The following is a 15,642-nucleotide window of genomic DNA, read 5'->3' on the forward strand; positions in this document are numbered from 1 at the left end:
AAGGTTCGCGGGGGGCAACAAACGTAATCGTCTGTAAATCCTGCAAGCAAACGGCCGTTTCGGGCACCGGCGCCCGGGTTCCGTTTGCTAGGATCGCGCGTCTTCCCTCCGCGCTCCTGCCGCCTTGAATCGCTTCGTGCCGTTTCTCCGAGATGCGTGGCTTCGTTGCCGCGCCCGTGTCGCGCCGCTCGCCGCCGCGTGCCGCACGCGCGTCCGCGCGCTGGGCGCGGGCGCGCTGCATCGCCTGCGCCATCCGACCCGGCGCGGCGTCGCGCTGACGCTCGCCGCGATCCCGGTGCTCGGCCTGCTGGTGCTGCTCGCGTTCGTTCCGTTCACGCCGAGCATCGGCGACATCCGCAAGGCGCGCATCGACCGCCCCGCGCGCGTGCTGTCGGCCGACGGCCAGCTGATCGCCGAATTCCGGCCCGTGAACCGTGAATGGGTGCCGCTCAAGCAGATCTCGCCGCATATGGTCGATGCGCTGATCGCGACCGAGGATCACCGCTTCTACGCGCATCACGGCATCGACTGGCGCCGCACGCTCGCGGCCGGACTGCATACGTTCTCGGGCGACCGCCAGGGCGGCTCGACGATCACGCAGCAGCTCGCGCGCAATCTGTATCCCGACGAAGTCGGCCGCGCGCCGACGCTCACGCGCAAGCTGAAGGAGCTGATCACCGCGTTCAAGATCGAAGCGGTGTACAGCAAGGACGAGATCCTCGAAACCTACCTGAACACCGTGCCGTTCCTGTACAACGCGTACGGCGTCGAAATGGCCGCGCGCACGTACTTCGGCAAATCGGCCGATCAGCTCGACATTACGGAAAGCGCGACGCTCGTCGGGATGCTGAAGGGCAACAGCTACTACAACCCGGTGCTGAATCCGGACCGCGCGGTCCAGCGGCGCAACATCGTGCTCGGCCGGATGGCGCAGATGGGCATGCTGTCGCCGCAGCAGCTCGCGAAACTGCAGCGCCGGCCGCTGCACGTCGACTTCGAACCGCAGACCGCGCAGCCGGGCCTCGCGCCGCATTTCGCGGTGCAACTGCGCAAGTGGCTGATCGCATGGGCCGACCGCAACAACTACGATCTGTACGCGGACGGCCTCGTCGTGCGCACGACGCTCGATGCACGGCTGCAGGACATGGCCACGCAGGCGCTGACGCGGCAGACCGAACGACTGCAGGCGATCGCCGACGGCGCATGGCGCGGGCCGTCCGGTTGCGGGCTGCGCAACGACCTGTTCGTCGGCTTCATGCGGCAGACGCCCGAGTATCGCCAGGCGCGCGACACGGGGCTCACCGATGTGCTCGCGCTGAAGCAGCTCGGCGCGAATCGCGAATTCATGCGCACGCTGTGCGAGCGCAAGACGCAGGTGCAGGCCGGCTTCGTCGCGATCGATCCGCGCAACGGTGCGATCCGCGCGTGGGTCGGCAGCCCGGATTTCGGCAGCGAGCCATTCGATCACGTGGTACAGGCGCGGCGCCAGCCGGGTTCGACGTTCAAGCCGTTCGTCTATGGCGCCGCGTTCGCGGACGGGATGCGGCCGGGCGATACCTTCGTCGACCGCCCCGTCGCGATCCCGATCGACGGCCGCGCCGTGTGGCATCCGACCGATGCGGAACCGCCGACCGGCGAGCCGATGACGCTGCGCGACGCGCTCGCGCTGTCGCGCAACCGCATCACGGCGCAGGTCATGCAGCACGAAGGCGCCGCGAAGGTCGCTCAGCTCGCCCGCGCGATGGGCGTACGCGACAGCCCGCTCGATGCGGTGCCGTCGCTCGCGCTCGGCACGAGCCCCGTCACGCTGAAAGAGATGGTGTCCGCGTACGGCACGATCGCGAACCGCGGCGTGTACGTCGCGCCGCAGATGATCACGCGCATCGAGGATCGCAACGGCCGGGTGCTCGCCGCGTTCGGCAGCGCGCCGCCGGAACGCGCGTTGCCCGCGCCTGCCGCGCAGACGCTGGTCGACGCAATGCGCGGCGTCGTCGATTACGGGACCGGCGCGGACATCCGCTCGCGCTACGGGATCCGGATCGACGTCGCGGGCAAGACCGGCACGACGCAGGACAACACGGACGGCTGGTTCATCCTGATGCATCCGCAACTGGTGGCCGGCGCATGGGTCGGCTTCGACGACGGCAGCGTGACGCTGCGCAGCGACTACTGGGGCGCGGGCGCGCACAGCGCGCTGCCGATCGTCGGGTCGTTCTACGATGCGGCGCTGCGCGCGCGGGCGATCGATCCGCACGTGCAGTTCTCGCCCGACTTCCGGCCGCGCAGCGCGCCGGCGCCGAAGCGACGCGCACCGCCGCATTCGGGCCTGTTCGACTGGTTGAGGTTCTTTCGCTAAACGTGCCGGCGGCGCTCCGGGCTACCGCAGCGTCGTCGTCGCGTGCCCATCCGCGTACAGCCACACGGGAACGCCGTCATCGCGCAATGCGGCGACCGGTTCATCCATGCGCCAGCGCTGCGCGATCTCGACACGGCGAACGAACCACGGCATCAACGTCGCATGCCGTGCATCGTCGTCACGATCGTCGTCGAACAGCGCATCGTCGCCGATTCGCGTGTAACGCGCCGGATGCAGCACGGTGCCGTCCGCGCGCAATACCGTCGCGCGCACGTCGTGGCCGTCGTCGTCCTGCACGCTGGCGAGCCAGCCATGATCGGCGCCCCAGAACAGGCCGGCCACGTCGTCGTAGCGCCCCTGCGCGATCGTCGCGCCCGTCTCGAGATCGCAGATCGCCAGTTGCACCGGCTCGCCCGGCAGGCCGCCGATCGCGTAACGCGTGAACAGCTCGCCCGGCACCGCTTCGTCGTCGGGCAGCCACGACAGCGCGCCCATGTTGACGAAGTCGAACGGCGTGAGCACGCGGCCCTGCCCGTCGACGATCGCGCAACGGCCGTCGTCGCGCCGCACGATATGGCGGATCGTGCCGAGCTCATCGAACATTTCCGCGTGTTCGCCGCCGGTCAGCGGTGCAACTTCCGCGTAATGCGGTTCGACGATCACCCGGCCTTTCGCATCGACGAGACCGACGTGACCGTTACGCCGCGCGACGAACGCGCCGCACTCGGACGACCATTCGAGCGACGCCCACTCGGGCTGTGCGCGCCATTGCCCGTCGCGCCCGATCAGCCCCCATCGCTCGCCTTCGGCTGCCGCCGCGACGGCGCCGTTCACGAATTCGTGCGCGTCGTCGAAACGCGGCGGAATCGTCCACGCGCCATGCGTATCGACGAAGCCCCAGCGGCCATTCAGGCTCGCCGACGCGACACCGCCGGTGAACTCGCCGAAATCGTCGAGCGTCGGTTCGAGTACCCACGCCCCGTCCGTGCGCACGAGCCCGAACCGCTCGCCCACGCGCACGCAGGCGACGTCGCCGCTGAAATCCCACACCGCGTCGAACGCCGGTTCGCGCACGATCCTGACACCGTCGCCCTCGACGTCCCCATCGGCAAGCAGCAGGCCGACCTTGCCGTCGCGCGCGGCCCACAACAACCGGTCGTCACGCGCGCCACTGGCCCACAGGTTCGTCCACTCGGGCGGCACGATCACGTCCCACGCGTCGTCGGTTTCACGCCGCACGCCCCACAGGCCGTTGCTTCCGCGAAAGCTGAACGTGTCGTGATCGAGCCAGTTGCCGTGCAGCTCACCGGCGTCGAACATCTCGGCGAACGTCACGCGGCGCGGCGGATTCTGCCGCCGGAAATAATGATGCGACACGCCGCCGAATCCGAAGCCCCACGCCCAGTCGCCCCAGTCAGCGGGCGTATCGATCTCGAGTGCATCGCGCACGCCGCGCACGTCGCGGAAGTCCATGCAGTTCGCGACCTGCCACCACAGGCGCGTGCACGCATCGCGTTCCTCGTCGATGTAGTCGTTCGGATCGCCGTCGTCGAGCCATGACAGTTCGTCGAGGTTCGCGGATAGCCGGGCCGCGCCGTGCGCGTCGCCGAGCGCATCGATCGACTCGCCGAGATGACGCACGACCGCATCGAACTGGCGCGCGAGCGCCGGATCGTCGCCCGGCAGTGGATACGCGGTGACGAACGCCGCGAGCCGGCTGAGGCGCGCAAGCGCGGCGCGTGCATCGCTCATGAGATTCGGCGTGCCGGCATCGCCGAACACGCGTTGATCGGTAATCGCGTCGCCCGCGCCGCCGTCGGCCAACAGCACGCGCCACAGCAGCGGAAAGTGATTATTGGATTCCGCGAACTCGATCGTTCGCGCGTCGTCGCCATTACCTGGCTGGAGATAAAGCCATGCTCGATTGCCCATCGGAAGGGTCGCCCTCGTTATTATTGTTGCCGTGATCGTGTCGGCGCCCATTATAGAAGCACGCGATGACGCCGGCGGTGGCCGCCTGCGCCGCGCACCATCACCGTCATCGTTCGACCATGACGGCGCGCAATACGCTATCCGATTTCGACCGCGACTATCTTCCCGATTCGAATGAATCGCCGGCCCGGCGACGTACCGGCCGGCGAGGCACTCGACCGCGTTCAGCCGGCCGCGAGCGTGGCGGCCAGCGCGTCGTATTCAGGCACCCACGCTGCACGCCACGCCGCCTTCGTCGCGTCATCGACCCACGCGCCGTCGATCCCGTTCAGCATGAACTGCTTCAACTCGGCCACGGTGAAGCCGAAATGGCTGAACATCAGCTCCCACGCTTCCGAAGGGTTCACCTTGTGCAACGTCGGATCGTCAGTGTTCGGATGGATCTTCAACCCGAGCCCCGGCATCTTGCGCATCGGATGCAGTTCGGCCCATTGCGCCGGCGGCAGCGTGCGCAGGTAATACGAATTCGTCGGCACGACGGTAAACACGATGCCGCGCTCCGCATAGCGGGCGCACAGCTCGGGGTTGTCGACGATCGTATAGCCGTGATCAATGCGGTCCACCTGCAGCAGATCGACGGCCGTCTCGACGTTGCGCCACGGCATCCCGAACTCGCCCGCATGCGCAGTCGTGCGGAAGCCGACCGCACGCGCGCTGCGGTACGCCTTCCAGAACAACTCGGGCGGCCGGTCGTTCTCGCGATAATCGATACCGAGTCCCGCGACTTCGTCCGCGCGATGCGCGCTCATCCACTCGACGATCGCAACCGCTTCGTCGGGGTCCTGCTCGCGGTCGATGCTCGGAATCACGCGCGCGCCGATTCCGAAATCGCGCGCGGCATCGCGAATTCCCGTCACGATCGCGGCCTGCGCATCCGCATACGCGATGCCCGACACGCGCACCGTTCCCGTCGGATTCCAGAAGAATTCCGCGTGCCGCACGTTGTGGGCGGCTGCGTCTTCCAGATACTCATAGGTAATACGCCGCAGGTCGTCGGGTTGCGTCAGCAGATATTTATCGAGCGCGCGCAGCACGTGCAGCACGCCGACCGGTTTCTCGCCGCGTGCGTAGAACGCGTCGATCTCCGCGCGTTCAATCGGTGCGCCGCTGCGTTCGGCCAGCGCGACGAACGTGTCGTGCCGCACCGCGCCGAGCAGGTGGCAATGCAGCTCGACTTTCGGCAGCGCGCGGAAGAAGGCCCGATGGGCCGGCGTGATCTCGATGCCCGTGCGCGCGGCCGGGACGTTGCCTGGTGTTCCCTTCATGTCAGTCTCTTTTTTCGGTAGTGCCATTGCGTCGCGAAGCCGTCTCTCAGTGCGGCTTCACGACGGTCCAGAAGTAATAACCGAGCGGCAGCGCGAGCACGACGAGCCCCCACGACACGTCGCGCCAGCGCCCAGCCAGCAGCTTGACGAGCACGTAGCACAGCAGCCCGCCCGCGATGCCGGTGCCGAAGCTGTTCGACATCAGCGTGAGCAGCACCATCGACATCACGGGCAGCGCATCGGTGAAGTCGTCGAAATGCGTATGGCGGATCGTCGCGAACATCGACAGCCCGATCAGGATCAGCGCCGGCGCCGTCGCCTCCTTCGGAATCGCGAGCGCGACCGGCACGAACAGCAGCATCGCGGCGAACAGCACGGCCGCCGCCACCGACGACAGCCCGCTGCGGCCGCCCGACTCGACGCCCGCGGCCGATTCGATCAGCGCGGTCAGCGCGGGAATGCCGAACACCGGCCCGAGCGTCGCGGCGAGCGAGTCGACGAGAAACGGCCGGTTGATGTTCGGCAGGTTGCCGTGCTCGTCGAGCAGGTTCGCCTTCGCGCCGACCGCAAGCGCGGTGCCGAGCGTCGAGAAGAATTCCGCCGCGAAGAATGCGAACAGGTACGGCGCGGCGGCCAGGCTCAACGCGCTGCCGATATCGAGCTTGAACGCGATCGGCGCAATGCCGTGCGGCAGCGACATGAACGACGCGGGCAGGTGCGTGACGCCGAGCGGCACACCGGCCGCGGCGGCGACGAGGATCGCGATCAGGATCGCGCCGGGCACCTTGCGCGCCTGCAGCACGATCGCGACCGCGAGGCCGATCAGCGCAACCAACGCGCCCGGCCGCGAGAAGTCGCCGAGCGCGAACGCGTTGGTCTTCGCGTTCGCGACGACCATCCCCGCATTGCGCAGCCCGAGCATCGTGACGAACAGCCCGATCGACGCACCGAGCCCGAGTTTGATCTGCACCGGAATCAGCCGCACCACGACGCCGCGCGCGCCGAGTATCGTCAGCAGGAAGAACAGCACGCCCGACACGCATGCGATGCCCAGGCCCGTCTGCCAGCCGACGTGCTCGGTCGTCGCGAGCGTCACGCCGATGATCACCGAGCCGCCGATACCGGGGCCGACGAGGAACGGCAGGTTCGCGTAGAACCCCATCAGCGTGGTGAACAGCACGAACACGATGATCGTCGCGGTCGTCGCCGCGCCGCGGTCCATGCCGCCCGTCGCGAGCAGCGACGGGATCACGACGAGCAGGTACGCGGCCGCGAGAAACGACGTGACGCCCGCGATCGTCTCGGTGCGCACGCTCGTGCCGCGCGCGGCGAGCGCGAAGCGGCGTTCGAGCCAGTTGGCCGGCACGCGCGCCGGCATCGTGTCAGTCGCTGACATGGTGGTTCTCCTGTGATTCCGAATATTGTCCTGTGTCTGGTCGTGCAGCGCGGTCTTATACTGCCGCGTACCGCATCCCGACCGTCATTGCCCGATGTCCGACCGCTCGTCGCTGCTTCCCGCGCTCACGCTGCGGCAGGTCCAGCACTTCGTCGTCCTTGCCCATGCACGCAGCTTCACGCAGGCCGCGCAGGCGCTGTCGCTCACGCAGCCCGCGCTCACCGCGTCGATCCGCCAGATCGAGTTCCTGCTCGGCGGGCGCCTGTTCGCACGCACCGCGCACCGGCTCACGCTGACCGCCGCGGGCGAAGCCGTGCTGCCGCTCGCCGAGCGCCTGCTCAATCAGGCGCGCGGCACCTTCGACGACATGACGCGGCTCATCGGCGAACGCATCCAGACCGTGCGCATCGCGTTCATCCCGTCGGTCGCGGGCCGCCTGCTGCCCGCGCTCAACGCGCTGCGCGCCACGCACCCGACGTTGCGCTTCACGCTCACCGATTTGCCGAACAGCGCGCTCGTCGAAGCGGTGCGCGACGGCGTCGCGGATCTCGGCATCGGCGTGCGCGAACCCGACGGCGACGACGGCACGCTGCGCTACCGGCAGCTGTTCGAGGACGAGATCGTGATCGTCGTGCGGCACGACGATCCGCTCGCCCGCGCGAAGAGCGTCACGTGGGCGAAGCTCGTCGATCGCGATCTCGCGGTGTTCGTGCGCGGCAGCGTCAGCGAATCGCTGCATCGCACCGGCGGCGCCGGAAAGCTGCGCCTGAACGTCACGTACCGGATGGAATACACGGAGCCGCTCTACGCGCTCGCGCGCAACGGCCTCGCGACCGCCGTGCTGCCGAGCCTCTACACGATGCATCTGCACGATCCCGAACTCGTCGCGCTGCGCGTCGACAAGCCGCGCGTCACGCGCGCGATCTCGCTGATCTCGCTCGCCGCCGACGATCGCGGCCCGCACGTGCGCGCGTGCCGCGAGTGGATCGAGCAGCGCATCTGATTCCGTTCGCCGCGCACGGCCGCCCGCACTCAGGGCAATTTCGCGATGCGCTCGACGAGCGTCGCGTAGAAGCGGTCCGCGTCGACCTCGTTGATCCATGTCGCATTCGCTGCACGGCCGCTGCGCCCGTTCCAGTCGACGATCGTCTCGCCGAGCGTCCACTGCCCGGTCGTCTCGACCACCACGTTCACCTTGCGGCCGCCGAACAGCGTCGGATCGACGAGATAGCCGACGGCCGTCGGGTCGTACATCGGCGCGTCTTCAACGCCGCGCCGCTTCTTGTTGTAGGCGAGCTCGGCCTCCATGATGTCGGCGACGATCGCGCCGCAGCGGTTGCCGAGCGCACGGAACGGCGCGACGCGCGCCGGCGTGATCGACGCCTTCACCGCGACGTCGCGCGGCAGCACGAAGATCGGCACACCGCTGCCGAACACCACGTCGGCCGCGTGCGGATCGACGTAGATGTTGAACTCGGCGGCCGGCGTGATGTTGCCGCGCTCGAAAAACGCGCCGCCCATCAGCACGATGTCGCGCAACGCGGCGCGAATCTGCGGTGCTTCGACCAGCGCGGTCGCGAGGTTCGTCAACGGGCCGAGCGCACACAGCGTCACGCTGTTCGGCGCCGCGTGGCTCAGCGTATCGACGAGGTACGACACCGCGTGACCGGCGGCGAGCGGCGCGCGCGGCGCATGCAGTTCGACGCCTTCGAGCCCGGTCTTGCCGTGCACGTTCGCGGCCGTCACGAGATCGCGCACGAGTGGCCGCGGGCAGCCCGCATACACCGGCAGCGCGTTCGTGCGGCCGGCCCAGTCGCGGATGATCCGCGCATTGCGTTCGGTCAGCTCGAGCGGCACGTTGCCGGCCACGGCCGTCAGCGCGCGCACGTCGAGCCGGTCCTGCGCGCCGAGCGCGAACAGGATCGCGATGGCGTCGTCCTGCCCCGGATCGGTGTCGATGATCACCGTGCGGCGCGCGGCGTCGCCGCCGGCCGCGAATGCGCCCGTTTCGGGCAGCAACGCGGTGCCGGCCAGCGCGGCGGACAGTTTCAGGAAGGTGCGGCGGGAGGCGATCGGATGGGTCATGGTCGGGCGCTCAGAACACGTGCCGGACGCCGAGCGTCGCCATCATCTGGCGCGTGCCGGTCGAACGCGCATACGCGAAGATCTGCGCATGGTCCGCGTCGCCGGCCGCCTGCTGCGCGATCACCGTCAGCGCGACGTCGGTGCGTTTGGACAGGAAGTAATCGGCCTGCAGGTTCACCTGATGCCATTTCGGACGCTTGTCGATCACGTCGTACTTGCCGTTCGTGAACGCATACGCGGCGCCGAGAAAGAGTTGCGGTGTCATCGTGTAGACGACGTTCACGCCCAGGTTCTGCAGGTGCAGGTGCGAATTGTCGAGGTAATCGTAGCGCACGTCGGTGAACATCGCCGCGAACTGCGCACGGCCGATCGTGTAGAAGCCGCCCGTGCCCGCGATCCGCTGCCGGCTTGCGTATGCGGCCGGCGACATCGCGCTCTTGCTGAAGATCAGCAGCGGCGACGCATAGTCGTTCGCGATCGCGCCGTCCTGGTTCGTCGCGCTGTACGGATGGTTGTACTGCGCATAGACCACGCTCCAGCGCAGCGGGCCGCGCTCATACCCGAGCCCGAAGCTGTACGCGCTATTGTTCGCGAAACCGGTCGTATTGCTGAAGCCGTACAGCGCGGTGAACTTCAGCCCGTAGTAGACGGGGCTCACGTACTTCACCGAGTTCTGCACGCGGATGTCGTTGTAGCCGTTGTCGTTGTCGCCGATGTTCACGCCGTTGCTCGCGATGATCACGGGCCCGATGTAGTCGTGGATCGCATCGTACTGGCGACCGAACGTCAGCGAACCGTAGGTGCGGTCGGCGAGCCCCACGTACGCCATGCGCCCGAACTCGCGACCGTTCTGCGCGGCCGTGCCCGTCATCACGTTGAAGCCGTTCTCGAGCTGGAAGACGGCGGACAGCCCCTGCCCGAGATCCTCCTTGCCCTTCAGCCCCCAGCGCGGGTTCTGGTTCGTGCCGGACAACGCCTGCCACGCGTTCTTGCCGCCCTGGTTCGTCGCGAACCCGACACCGGCCGAGATGAGACCGTACAGCGTGATGCTGCTTTGCGCACCGGCATGGGTCGCGAAGGCGCCGAGCATCGCGAGCGGAGCGAGCTTGTAGAGAGTTTTCATGCGGGTCGTGTGGTCGGTGGTGGTCCAGGCGCGGCAGGGTTCCGCGAAACTGGACTCGACTATACGAACCCGGATCGGATAATAAAAGTTTGCTTTCCTTATATGTCAATAAAACGGATTTATTCTCATCCTCGCGCATTCCGCTGTCGGTGAACCGGCGCTCAGTCCGCCGTGTCGCCGCCCTTCGGCAGCTTCGACCACGCGCCGCGCCCCGGCATCGGTGACCAGGCCGGGCGAGTCTTGCGGGCGCTATCGATCACGACCAGGTAGCGGCCCGCGATCGGCGTGACGTCGCGATCGCGACGCAGCACCCACAACGACTTGCCGGCCTCGACGCGTGCCTGATAGTCGTCGTCGAGCAGGCCGTGCTGGTCGAGGAACGTGTTCAGCGAAGCGGGAATCCGCACGCAGCCTTTCGAATGCCGGATGCCGAGCAGCGCTTCGAGCCGATCGGGGTCGGTCGCATGCATCTGGAAGCGCATCGGCGACACGCCACCCTTGCCCCAGCCGCGCTCGCCATCCACCCAGCCGAAGTCGTAGATGCGCATGTCGCGGTGGCCGTAGCCGCGAATACCGTTCTCGTTCGTCGTGCCTTCCGCGCGGAAATCCATCGTGTCGGGCGAGTGATGAAACACGCCGAGCGGTGTCAGGAAATGGTCGTACTGGCCCGGCAGCCCGGTGCCGACCGGCGATGCGCCAATCATCAACCACGCATTGGCCGGCGTCGCGCGGAAATAGATGAACAGCGCCTGCACGTTCGGCGCGCGATCGACCATTACGACGTATTCGCCGGCGAGATCGCCGAGATCCGCATCGGCGAGCGCTTTCTGAAGGCGGTCCCCGTACGCGCGCTGTTCGTTCGCGGGCACGTTCAGGCGTCGCGTGACTTCCTGCGTGAAGCGCTTGCGCATGTCGAGCGCACGGGTCGTCGCGTTTTGCGCCTCCTCGACCGACAGCGGCGGATGCCGGCGCGGCGGAGTGGGTGGAGGCGGCTCGGCCTCGCTGGCGGGCGTGCCGGATGCGGCCGATGCGGGCGCGGCGGCCGACGCGGCGGAAGCCGCGGATGCCCCCGATGTTGCGCTCGCGGATTCCGCGTGATTCGCGTGTGACGCGGCGGATGTTGGCGCGGCAGCCGATGCGCCCGACACTGCATGCGCAGATGAAGCCGGCGGCGTGCGGGACGCCGCTGAAGCCGGCAACGCAGTGGACGAAGACGGCGCAGCGTCGGACGCGGCAAAGGCAGGCTGCTCGGCGAGAACGGAAATCGACATCGCGACAGCGAGCGACACGTATGCGGCGGCTGCACGTTTGAGGCAACGCGGCTTCGCAAAGCGCCGCGCCAGAGGGGCAAGAATCATACGTTCGAAGCCATCGGCCGATCCGGCCGCCGCATGCTGCTGGTGCGAGCGGCGCATCTTCCGCGCAAGCCATCGACACGTCCGGCGCATCGTGCGCGCCCGGCGCCGACGCCTCTTCGCGGCGGAGCCGTCGCTGTGCAACGCGGGCGCTCCGATGGCGGATAATGAGTCGTCAGGCCCTTCATTCTACTCGTCGATACGCGAATCGGCAGCGACCGGAAGCGCGCTTTTACGTGTAATTGCGCTTCGTCACGCTTTGTTTCAACTCGCTGCCGCTTGAGCTTTCGTTGCGTGGCAGGCTGGCATGTTGGATGTTTTCGGCGCGCTTGCATGTTTCATTCGGTTCCGATATCGCCTCGCAGTTGATTTGCACCCCAAATCATTTCGACGATGGCGAACACCGGAACGCAACCGCACCGCACGCATGCCGCACCAACCGTGCGACACGCATGCGCAGATGCCGACTACTTCGAGATGGTTTCGAGTGCGATGCCCTTCGTGCGCGGCCCCATCCCCCCGATCGCGGCCATCACGATCACCATCGCGCCCGCGATGAACGCGAACACGCCGAACGTGCCGAAACCGCGCAGTACGGCGGCGATCACGAACGACGAGAAGATCGCCGAGAAGCGGCTCCACGAATAGACGAAGCCGACGGCCCGCGCGCGAATCGACGTCGGGAACAACTCGGCCTGGTATGCGTGGAAGCTGTACGACATGATGTTGCTCGCGAGCGTGAGGCCGATGCCGAGCACGATCAGGAACGCGCCCACCGTCGTTTGGCTGAACAGCAGCCCGCAGACGACGATCGCCGCCGCCATCGCGACGATCACCGACTTGCGCTCGAAGCGGTCGGCGATCACGAGGCCGATCAGCGGGCCGATCGGCGCCGCGAGCGCGATCACGCTCGAATACATCAGGCTCGACGTGATCGTGATGCCCTGCTTGATCAGCAGCGTCGGCACCCAGTTCGCGAAGCCGTAGAAGCCGACCGTCTGGAACACGTTGAAGATCGTCATCATGATCGTGCGGCTGCGATACGGCGGCACCCACATGTCGCGAAAGCTGCCGCGCGGCGGCACGGGTTCGGCCGGCGCGGGCGGCGGCAGCGGCCGCCCGTATTCGGCCTCGACCTTCGCCTCGAGCGCGCGCATGATGCCGTCGGCTTCGTCGACCCGGCCCTGCTGCGCGAGCCAGCGCGGGCTTTCCGGCAATTCGCGGCGAATCCACCACACGAACAGTGCGCCATGCGCGCCGATCAGCACGACCCAGCGCCAGCCGTCGAGGCCGAACGGCGCGTGCGGCACGAGCAGATAAGCGAGGAACGCGACCACCGGCACCGCGACGAACCCCACTGCCTGCTCGCACGCGAACGCACGGCCGCGTATCTGCTTCGGCACGAGTTCGGAGATGTACGTGCCGATCGTGACCATCTCGACGCCGAGGCCGAGACCGACGACGAAGCGCCAGAAGTTCAGACCTGTGGCCGTGTCCTGGAACGCCATCACGACGTTGGCGGCCGTGTACCACAGCAGCGACCACGTGAAGATCGCGCGGCGGCCGAAGCGGTCGGCGAGGAAGCCGCACGCGATCGTGCCGATGAAGAGTCCCGAGAACAGCGCGGCGATGAAGCTCGCGACGCCCGTGGTGCCGAACAGGCCGTGCGTCGTCGCGGACAGGATGCCGCTTTTCACGAGGCCGGGCGCGACATAGCCGCTGTAGAGCAGGTCGTAGAGCTCGAAGAAGAAGCCGAGGCTCAGCAGCACGACGAGCTTCCAGACGCTACGCGTCGGCGGCAGGCGGTCGAGACGGGCCGAGATGGAGCCGGGGTCGATCGCGGCGGGGCGCGCGGCGCCTGCTGCCGTGAGCGGGTCGGGCTGGGTGGATGCCATGGTGGCGAGTCTCCGGATTCTTGATTGTCGTTGGCGCCAGCAGAGGAAACTGGCGAGCGGCTTCGCGCATTTTAGCGAGGCGCGTGCGGGAGCACATCAATCGGGTGATGGCGGGGTGGGCCGAATGTCTTCGGAGCGGTTCAACGGGCGGTTTCGCGATGAATGTCGGAACGAGCACGGGTTCATCTCGCCCTTGCCCTCACGGCTACACCACTTACATCCGGGCCAAATATTTCGAAACTCCCCGATACTCAGACAAGAACTCTTCCGAGTTGATAAACGCAATAACCGCACGCCTTTCACATAATTCAGCAGCAGCCGGGAATCCCCATAATCAACCTCGATTCCAGGCAGAGTGACCATCCATTGATTTTGCGCATTTTTTTAGCAGGTAACTGCCACACTGCCCGCCAACCAGCAAATCAACACGCCATCAATATATTTAATTTAATTTAGACAGAACGAATGATGCCCTCTCTCTGATTTTCTCGGAGGCATCCTGCTCCATCGCGGCAAGCCGATAAACAATTTCTGCGCCGCCGGGTGTATGCTTGCTCTGCTTTAGATGATCAATCAATACACCCCGAGAATGATCACCATTCAGTAGTCGATAGATGAACGTATCCAGCCAATCAGACGCAGTTGCTCTCATATCCGGGGCTACCTGCATTAAAGCATCGACAACTAAATTTATATCACCACCCTCTATTAAATGAAGAAGACCATACATGACTTCTTCATTTCTAGTTCGGTCAATAAATACAGAAAGGAGATCCACAAGGTCCCCCTTCGATAAAACGTCAGAACTAAGAGTCTCAAGCACCCCATCGAATACGGCAACTTCATCCGGGGATTCAAGTTGACGAACACGCAGCAGATCTTCCAAGCAATCTTTTTTCATAATCCCTTCCCAAATGTCGACGGATACTGAGCCTTGTTTTGAGCAATAACTTTCTGCAGCCCAGCACGAACTTTAGACGTATAACAATTTTGTCGCTGGTAAATTCGTCTAGCATCTCGAATATCCTGCGCCAACATATCCCTAGGCGCCATCGTTAGATCAGGGGTTGTCCCATAAGAACTAGTTTGACGATGACGTCCTCCGATCGGAGGCATTTCCATGTTAATAGACACACCGTCGCCGCGCGTATAACCTGGCACAGCAATTCCCTCCATATACGCATCAGATGGAATGTGATGCGGAGTGAGATTGTCACCCGTTGATCCGGCTCTCTTCAAATCCCTGTACTTTCCGACGTCTCCTTCGCCGGGAAGCAACGACGGGCAACAGCATCGTGTAAGCCCTGTGGGATCGGTCCACTGAACGGGGTTAGGCGCATATTGATACGCATTTAACCCGCCAACCAGACCAATCGGATCCCTGCTGACAAAGCGCCCAAGAACAGGATCATAGTACCGATACCGGTTATACCTCAGCCCCGTCTCCGCATCCTCCTGCTGCCCCTGGAACGAGAGGGGCGCCTTTCCGTGCTGCATCAGGTTGTGGCTCAGGTGGAACCGTCCGGGCACTGCCGGTCAGTTCGGCATCAACTGACCGGTGGGATACCAGTAGTGAATCTCACTCCTTTCTTCGTGGCACGCAAAACAGCATCGGCCAATTGATCGCCGACGACAATGTATGTCGGGGAGTCGTATTGCCGGCCAATGCCATTGGCTGGGAAATCGGGGCGCAAGACCATCTTTTTGAAACCGACCTTAGCGTCAGGAAATCCCGAGACTTTCACCATTATCGGCTCTGAAGCATCGTGATCAACCACGTCAACTTTCCTAGTCGGGTTGAGAAGAAAGTACGGGCCATCAATCGCCTCTCCGTTCGATCTAACGACAGCCGGGATGAACTGAACATCATCGTCATTCGCCAGTTCTTCAATCGCAACACGCACCGCTTCACTTACGAGCGGAATCAAGATGTCTGACCAGATGACGCCGTAGTCTCGAATCTTTGACAGCCCTTTCTTGGGAAGCTCGAATAATAAGGGATCGAGTCTTGCGAGGCGCTTTGCCTCCTGCAACTCGAAGCGATCCACCCCATTTTTTGCCTCGTCGTAGAGTGCCATCCGACTTTCCGGATAGTCCGCCTCCGTGGTCCAGATTTTCGTCATACTTCCCCGCTCAGGTCGGACACGCCCATGGTCGATGGTTCTGCCTTCAGTA

The 15,642-nt window shown here is 65.4% G+C and carries 12 protein-coding genes; 2 read left to right on the forward strand and 10 right to left on the reverse strand.

The genetic code is table 11. From position 1 onward, the window contains the following. The first annotated feature begins 124 nt into the window (after positions 1-124). The gene (locus GJG85_RS23340) at positions 125-2,356 is read left to right on the forward strand and encodes a transglycosylase domain-containing protein (protein WP_050016254.1); all 2,232 of its coding nucleotides are present in this window, start codon (positions 125-127) and stop codon (positions 2,354-2,356) included. 21 nt (positions 2,357-2,377) lie between these two features. Here the strand turns inward: GJG85_RS23340 and GJG85_RS23345 are convergent, their stop codons facing one another. The 3 genes from GJG85_RS23345 to GJG85_RS23355 form a co-directional block, all read right to left on the reverse strand. Continuing rightward, positions 2,378-4,339 (reverse strand): WG repeat-containing protein, encoded by a 1,962-nt coding sequence (locus tag GJG85_RS23345; RefSeq protein ID WP_239468940.1) that lies wholly within the window; start codon positions 4,337-4,339, stop codon positions 2,378-2,380. Between the two features lie 173 nt (positions 4,340-4,512). After that, entirely contained in the window at positions 4,513-5,613 is a 1,101-nt protein-coding gene (gene add / locus GJG85_RS23350; protein ID WP_050016262.1) for an adenosine deaminase, read from the reverse strand. A 46-nt stretch (positions 5,614-5,659) separates the two neighbouring features. Next, on the reverse strand, positions 5,660-7,009 hold the full coding sequence (locus GJG85_RS23355) for an NCS2 family permease (protein WP_089489677.1): 1,350 nt from the start codon (positions 7,007-7,009) through the stop codon (positions 5,660-5,662). A gap of 94 nt (positions 7,010-7,103) precedes the next feature. Here GJG85_RS23355 and GJG85_RS23360 point away from each other — a divergent pair, with 94 nt between their 5' ends. Then, positions 7,104-8,012, forward strand: coding sequence for a LysR family transcriptional regulator (locus tag GJG85_RS23360; protein WP_124556293.1), 909 nt, complete (start codon positions 7,104-7,106; stop codon positions 8,010-8,012). 29 nt (positions 8,013-8,041) lie between these two features. Here the strand turns inward: GJG85_RS23360 and GJG85_RS23365 are convergent, their stop codons facing one another. From GJG85_RS23365 to GJG85_RS23395, 7 genes are all read right to left on the reverse strand, one after another. After that, positions 8,042-9,094 carry a nucleoside hydrolase gene (locus GJG85_RS23365; RefSeq protein ID WP_204383875.1) on the reverse strand — a complete coding sequence of 351 codons (1,053 nt, stop codon included), beginning with the start codon at positions 9,092-9,094 and terminating at the stop codon, positions 8,042-8,044. Between the two features lie 10 nt (positions 9,095-9,104). Then, positions 9,105-10,217, reverse strand: coding sequence for a porin (locus tag GJG85_RS23370; protein WP_050016275.1), 1,113 nt, complete (start codon positions 10,215-10,217; stop codon positions 9,105-9,107). 161 nt (positions 10,218-10,378) lie between these two features. Next, positions 10,379-11,665 carry a L,D-transpeptidase gene (locus tag GJG85_RS23375; RefSeq protein ID WP_089489794.1) on the reverse strand — a complete coding sequence of 429 codons (1,287 nt, stop codon included), beginning with the start codon at positions 11,663-11,665 and terminating at the stop codon, positions 10,379-10,381. Between the two features lie 374 nt (positions 11,666-12,039). Next, a complete protein-coding gene (locus tag GJG85_RS23380; protein ID WP_050016278.1) occupies positions 12,040-13,467 on the reverse strand; it encodes an MFS transporter in 1,428 nt (475 codons plus the stop codon). A 442-nt stretch (positions 13,468-13,909) separates the two neighbouring features. Next, entirely contained in the window at positions 13,910-14,353 is a 444-nt protein-coding gene (locus tag GJG85_RS23385; RefSeq protein WP_160300525.1) for an Imm30 family immunity protein, read from the reverse strand. 11 nt (positions 14,354-14,364) lie between these two features. Beyond that, positions 14,365-14,964 (reverse strand): RHS repeat-associated core domain-containing protein, encoded by a 600-nt coding sequence (locus GJG85_RS23390; protein ID WP_204383877.1) that lies wholly within the window; start codon positions 14,962-14,964, stop codon positions 14,365-14,367. Between the two features lie 50 nt (positions 14,965-15,014). Beyond that, complete coding sequence (locus tag GJG85_RS23395) at positions 15,015-15,545, reverse strand: DUF1629 domain-containing protein (RefSeq protein WP_235356268.1); 531 nt, start codon at positions 15,543-15,545, stop codon at positions 15,015-15,017. Positions 15,546-15,642: the final 97 nt, after the last annotated feature.

Source organism: Burkholderia sp. MS389 (assembly GCF_016899425.1).
GTDB lineage: Bacteria > Pseudomonadota > Gammaproteobacteria > Burkholderiales > Burkholderiaceae > Burkholderia > Burkholderia sola.

What these genes read in the sequence shown, in the direction of transcription:
- GJG85_RS23345 (WP_239468940.1), bottom strand. Translation starts at nt 4,339, where the DNA reads ATGGGCGCCGACACGATCACGGCAACAATAATAACGAGGGCGACCCTT.
- add (WP_050016262.1), bottom strand. Translation starts at nt 5,613, where the DNA reads ATGAAGGGAACACCAGGCAACGTCCCGGCCGCGCGCACGGGCATCGAG.
- GJG85_RS23355 (WP_089489677.1), bottom strand. Translation starts at nt 7,009, where the DNA reads ATGTCAGCGACTGACACGATGCCGGCGCGCGTGCCGGCCAACTGGCTC.
- GJG85_RS23360 (WP_124556293.1), top strand. Translation starts at nt 7,104, where the DNA reads ATGTCCGACCGCTCGTCGCTGCTTCCCGCGCTCACGCTGCGGCAGGTC.
- GJG85_RS23365 (WP_204383875.1), bottom strand. Translation starts at nt 9,094, where the DNA reads ATGACCCATCCGATCGCCTCCCGCCGCACCTTCCTGAAACTGTCCGCC.
- GJG85_RS23370 (WP_050016275.1), bottom strand. Translation starts at nt 10,217, where the DNA reads ATGAAAACTCTCTACAAGCTCGCTCCGCTCGCGATGCTCGGCGCCTTC.
- GJG85_RS23375 (WP_089489794.1), bottom strand. Translation starts at nt 11,665, where the DNA reads ATGCGCCGGACGTGTCGATGGCTTGCGCGGAAGATGCGCCGCTCGCAC.
- GJG85_RS23380 (WP_050016278.1), bottom strand. Translation starts at nt 13,467, where the DNA reads ATGGCATCCACCCAGCCCGACCCGCTCACGGCAGCAGGCGCCGCGCGC.
- GJG85_RS23390 (WP_204383877.1), bottom strand. Translation starts at nt 14,964, where the DNA reads ATGCAGCACGGAAAGGCGCCCCTCTCGTTCCAGGGGCAGCAGGAGGAT.
- GJG85_RS23395 (WP_235356268.1), bottom strand. Translation starts at nt 15,545, where the DNA reads ATGGCACTCTACGACGAGGCAAAAAATGGGGTGGATCGCTTCGAGTTG.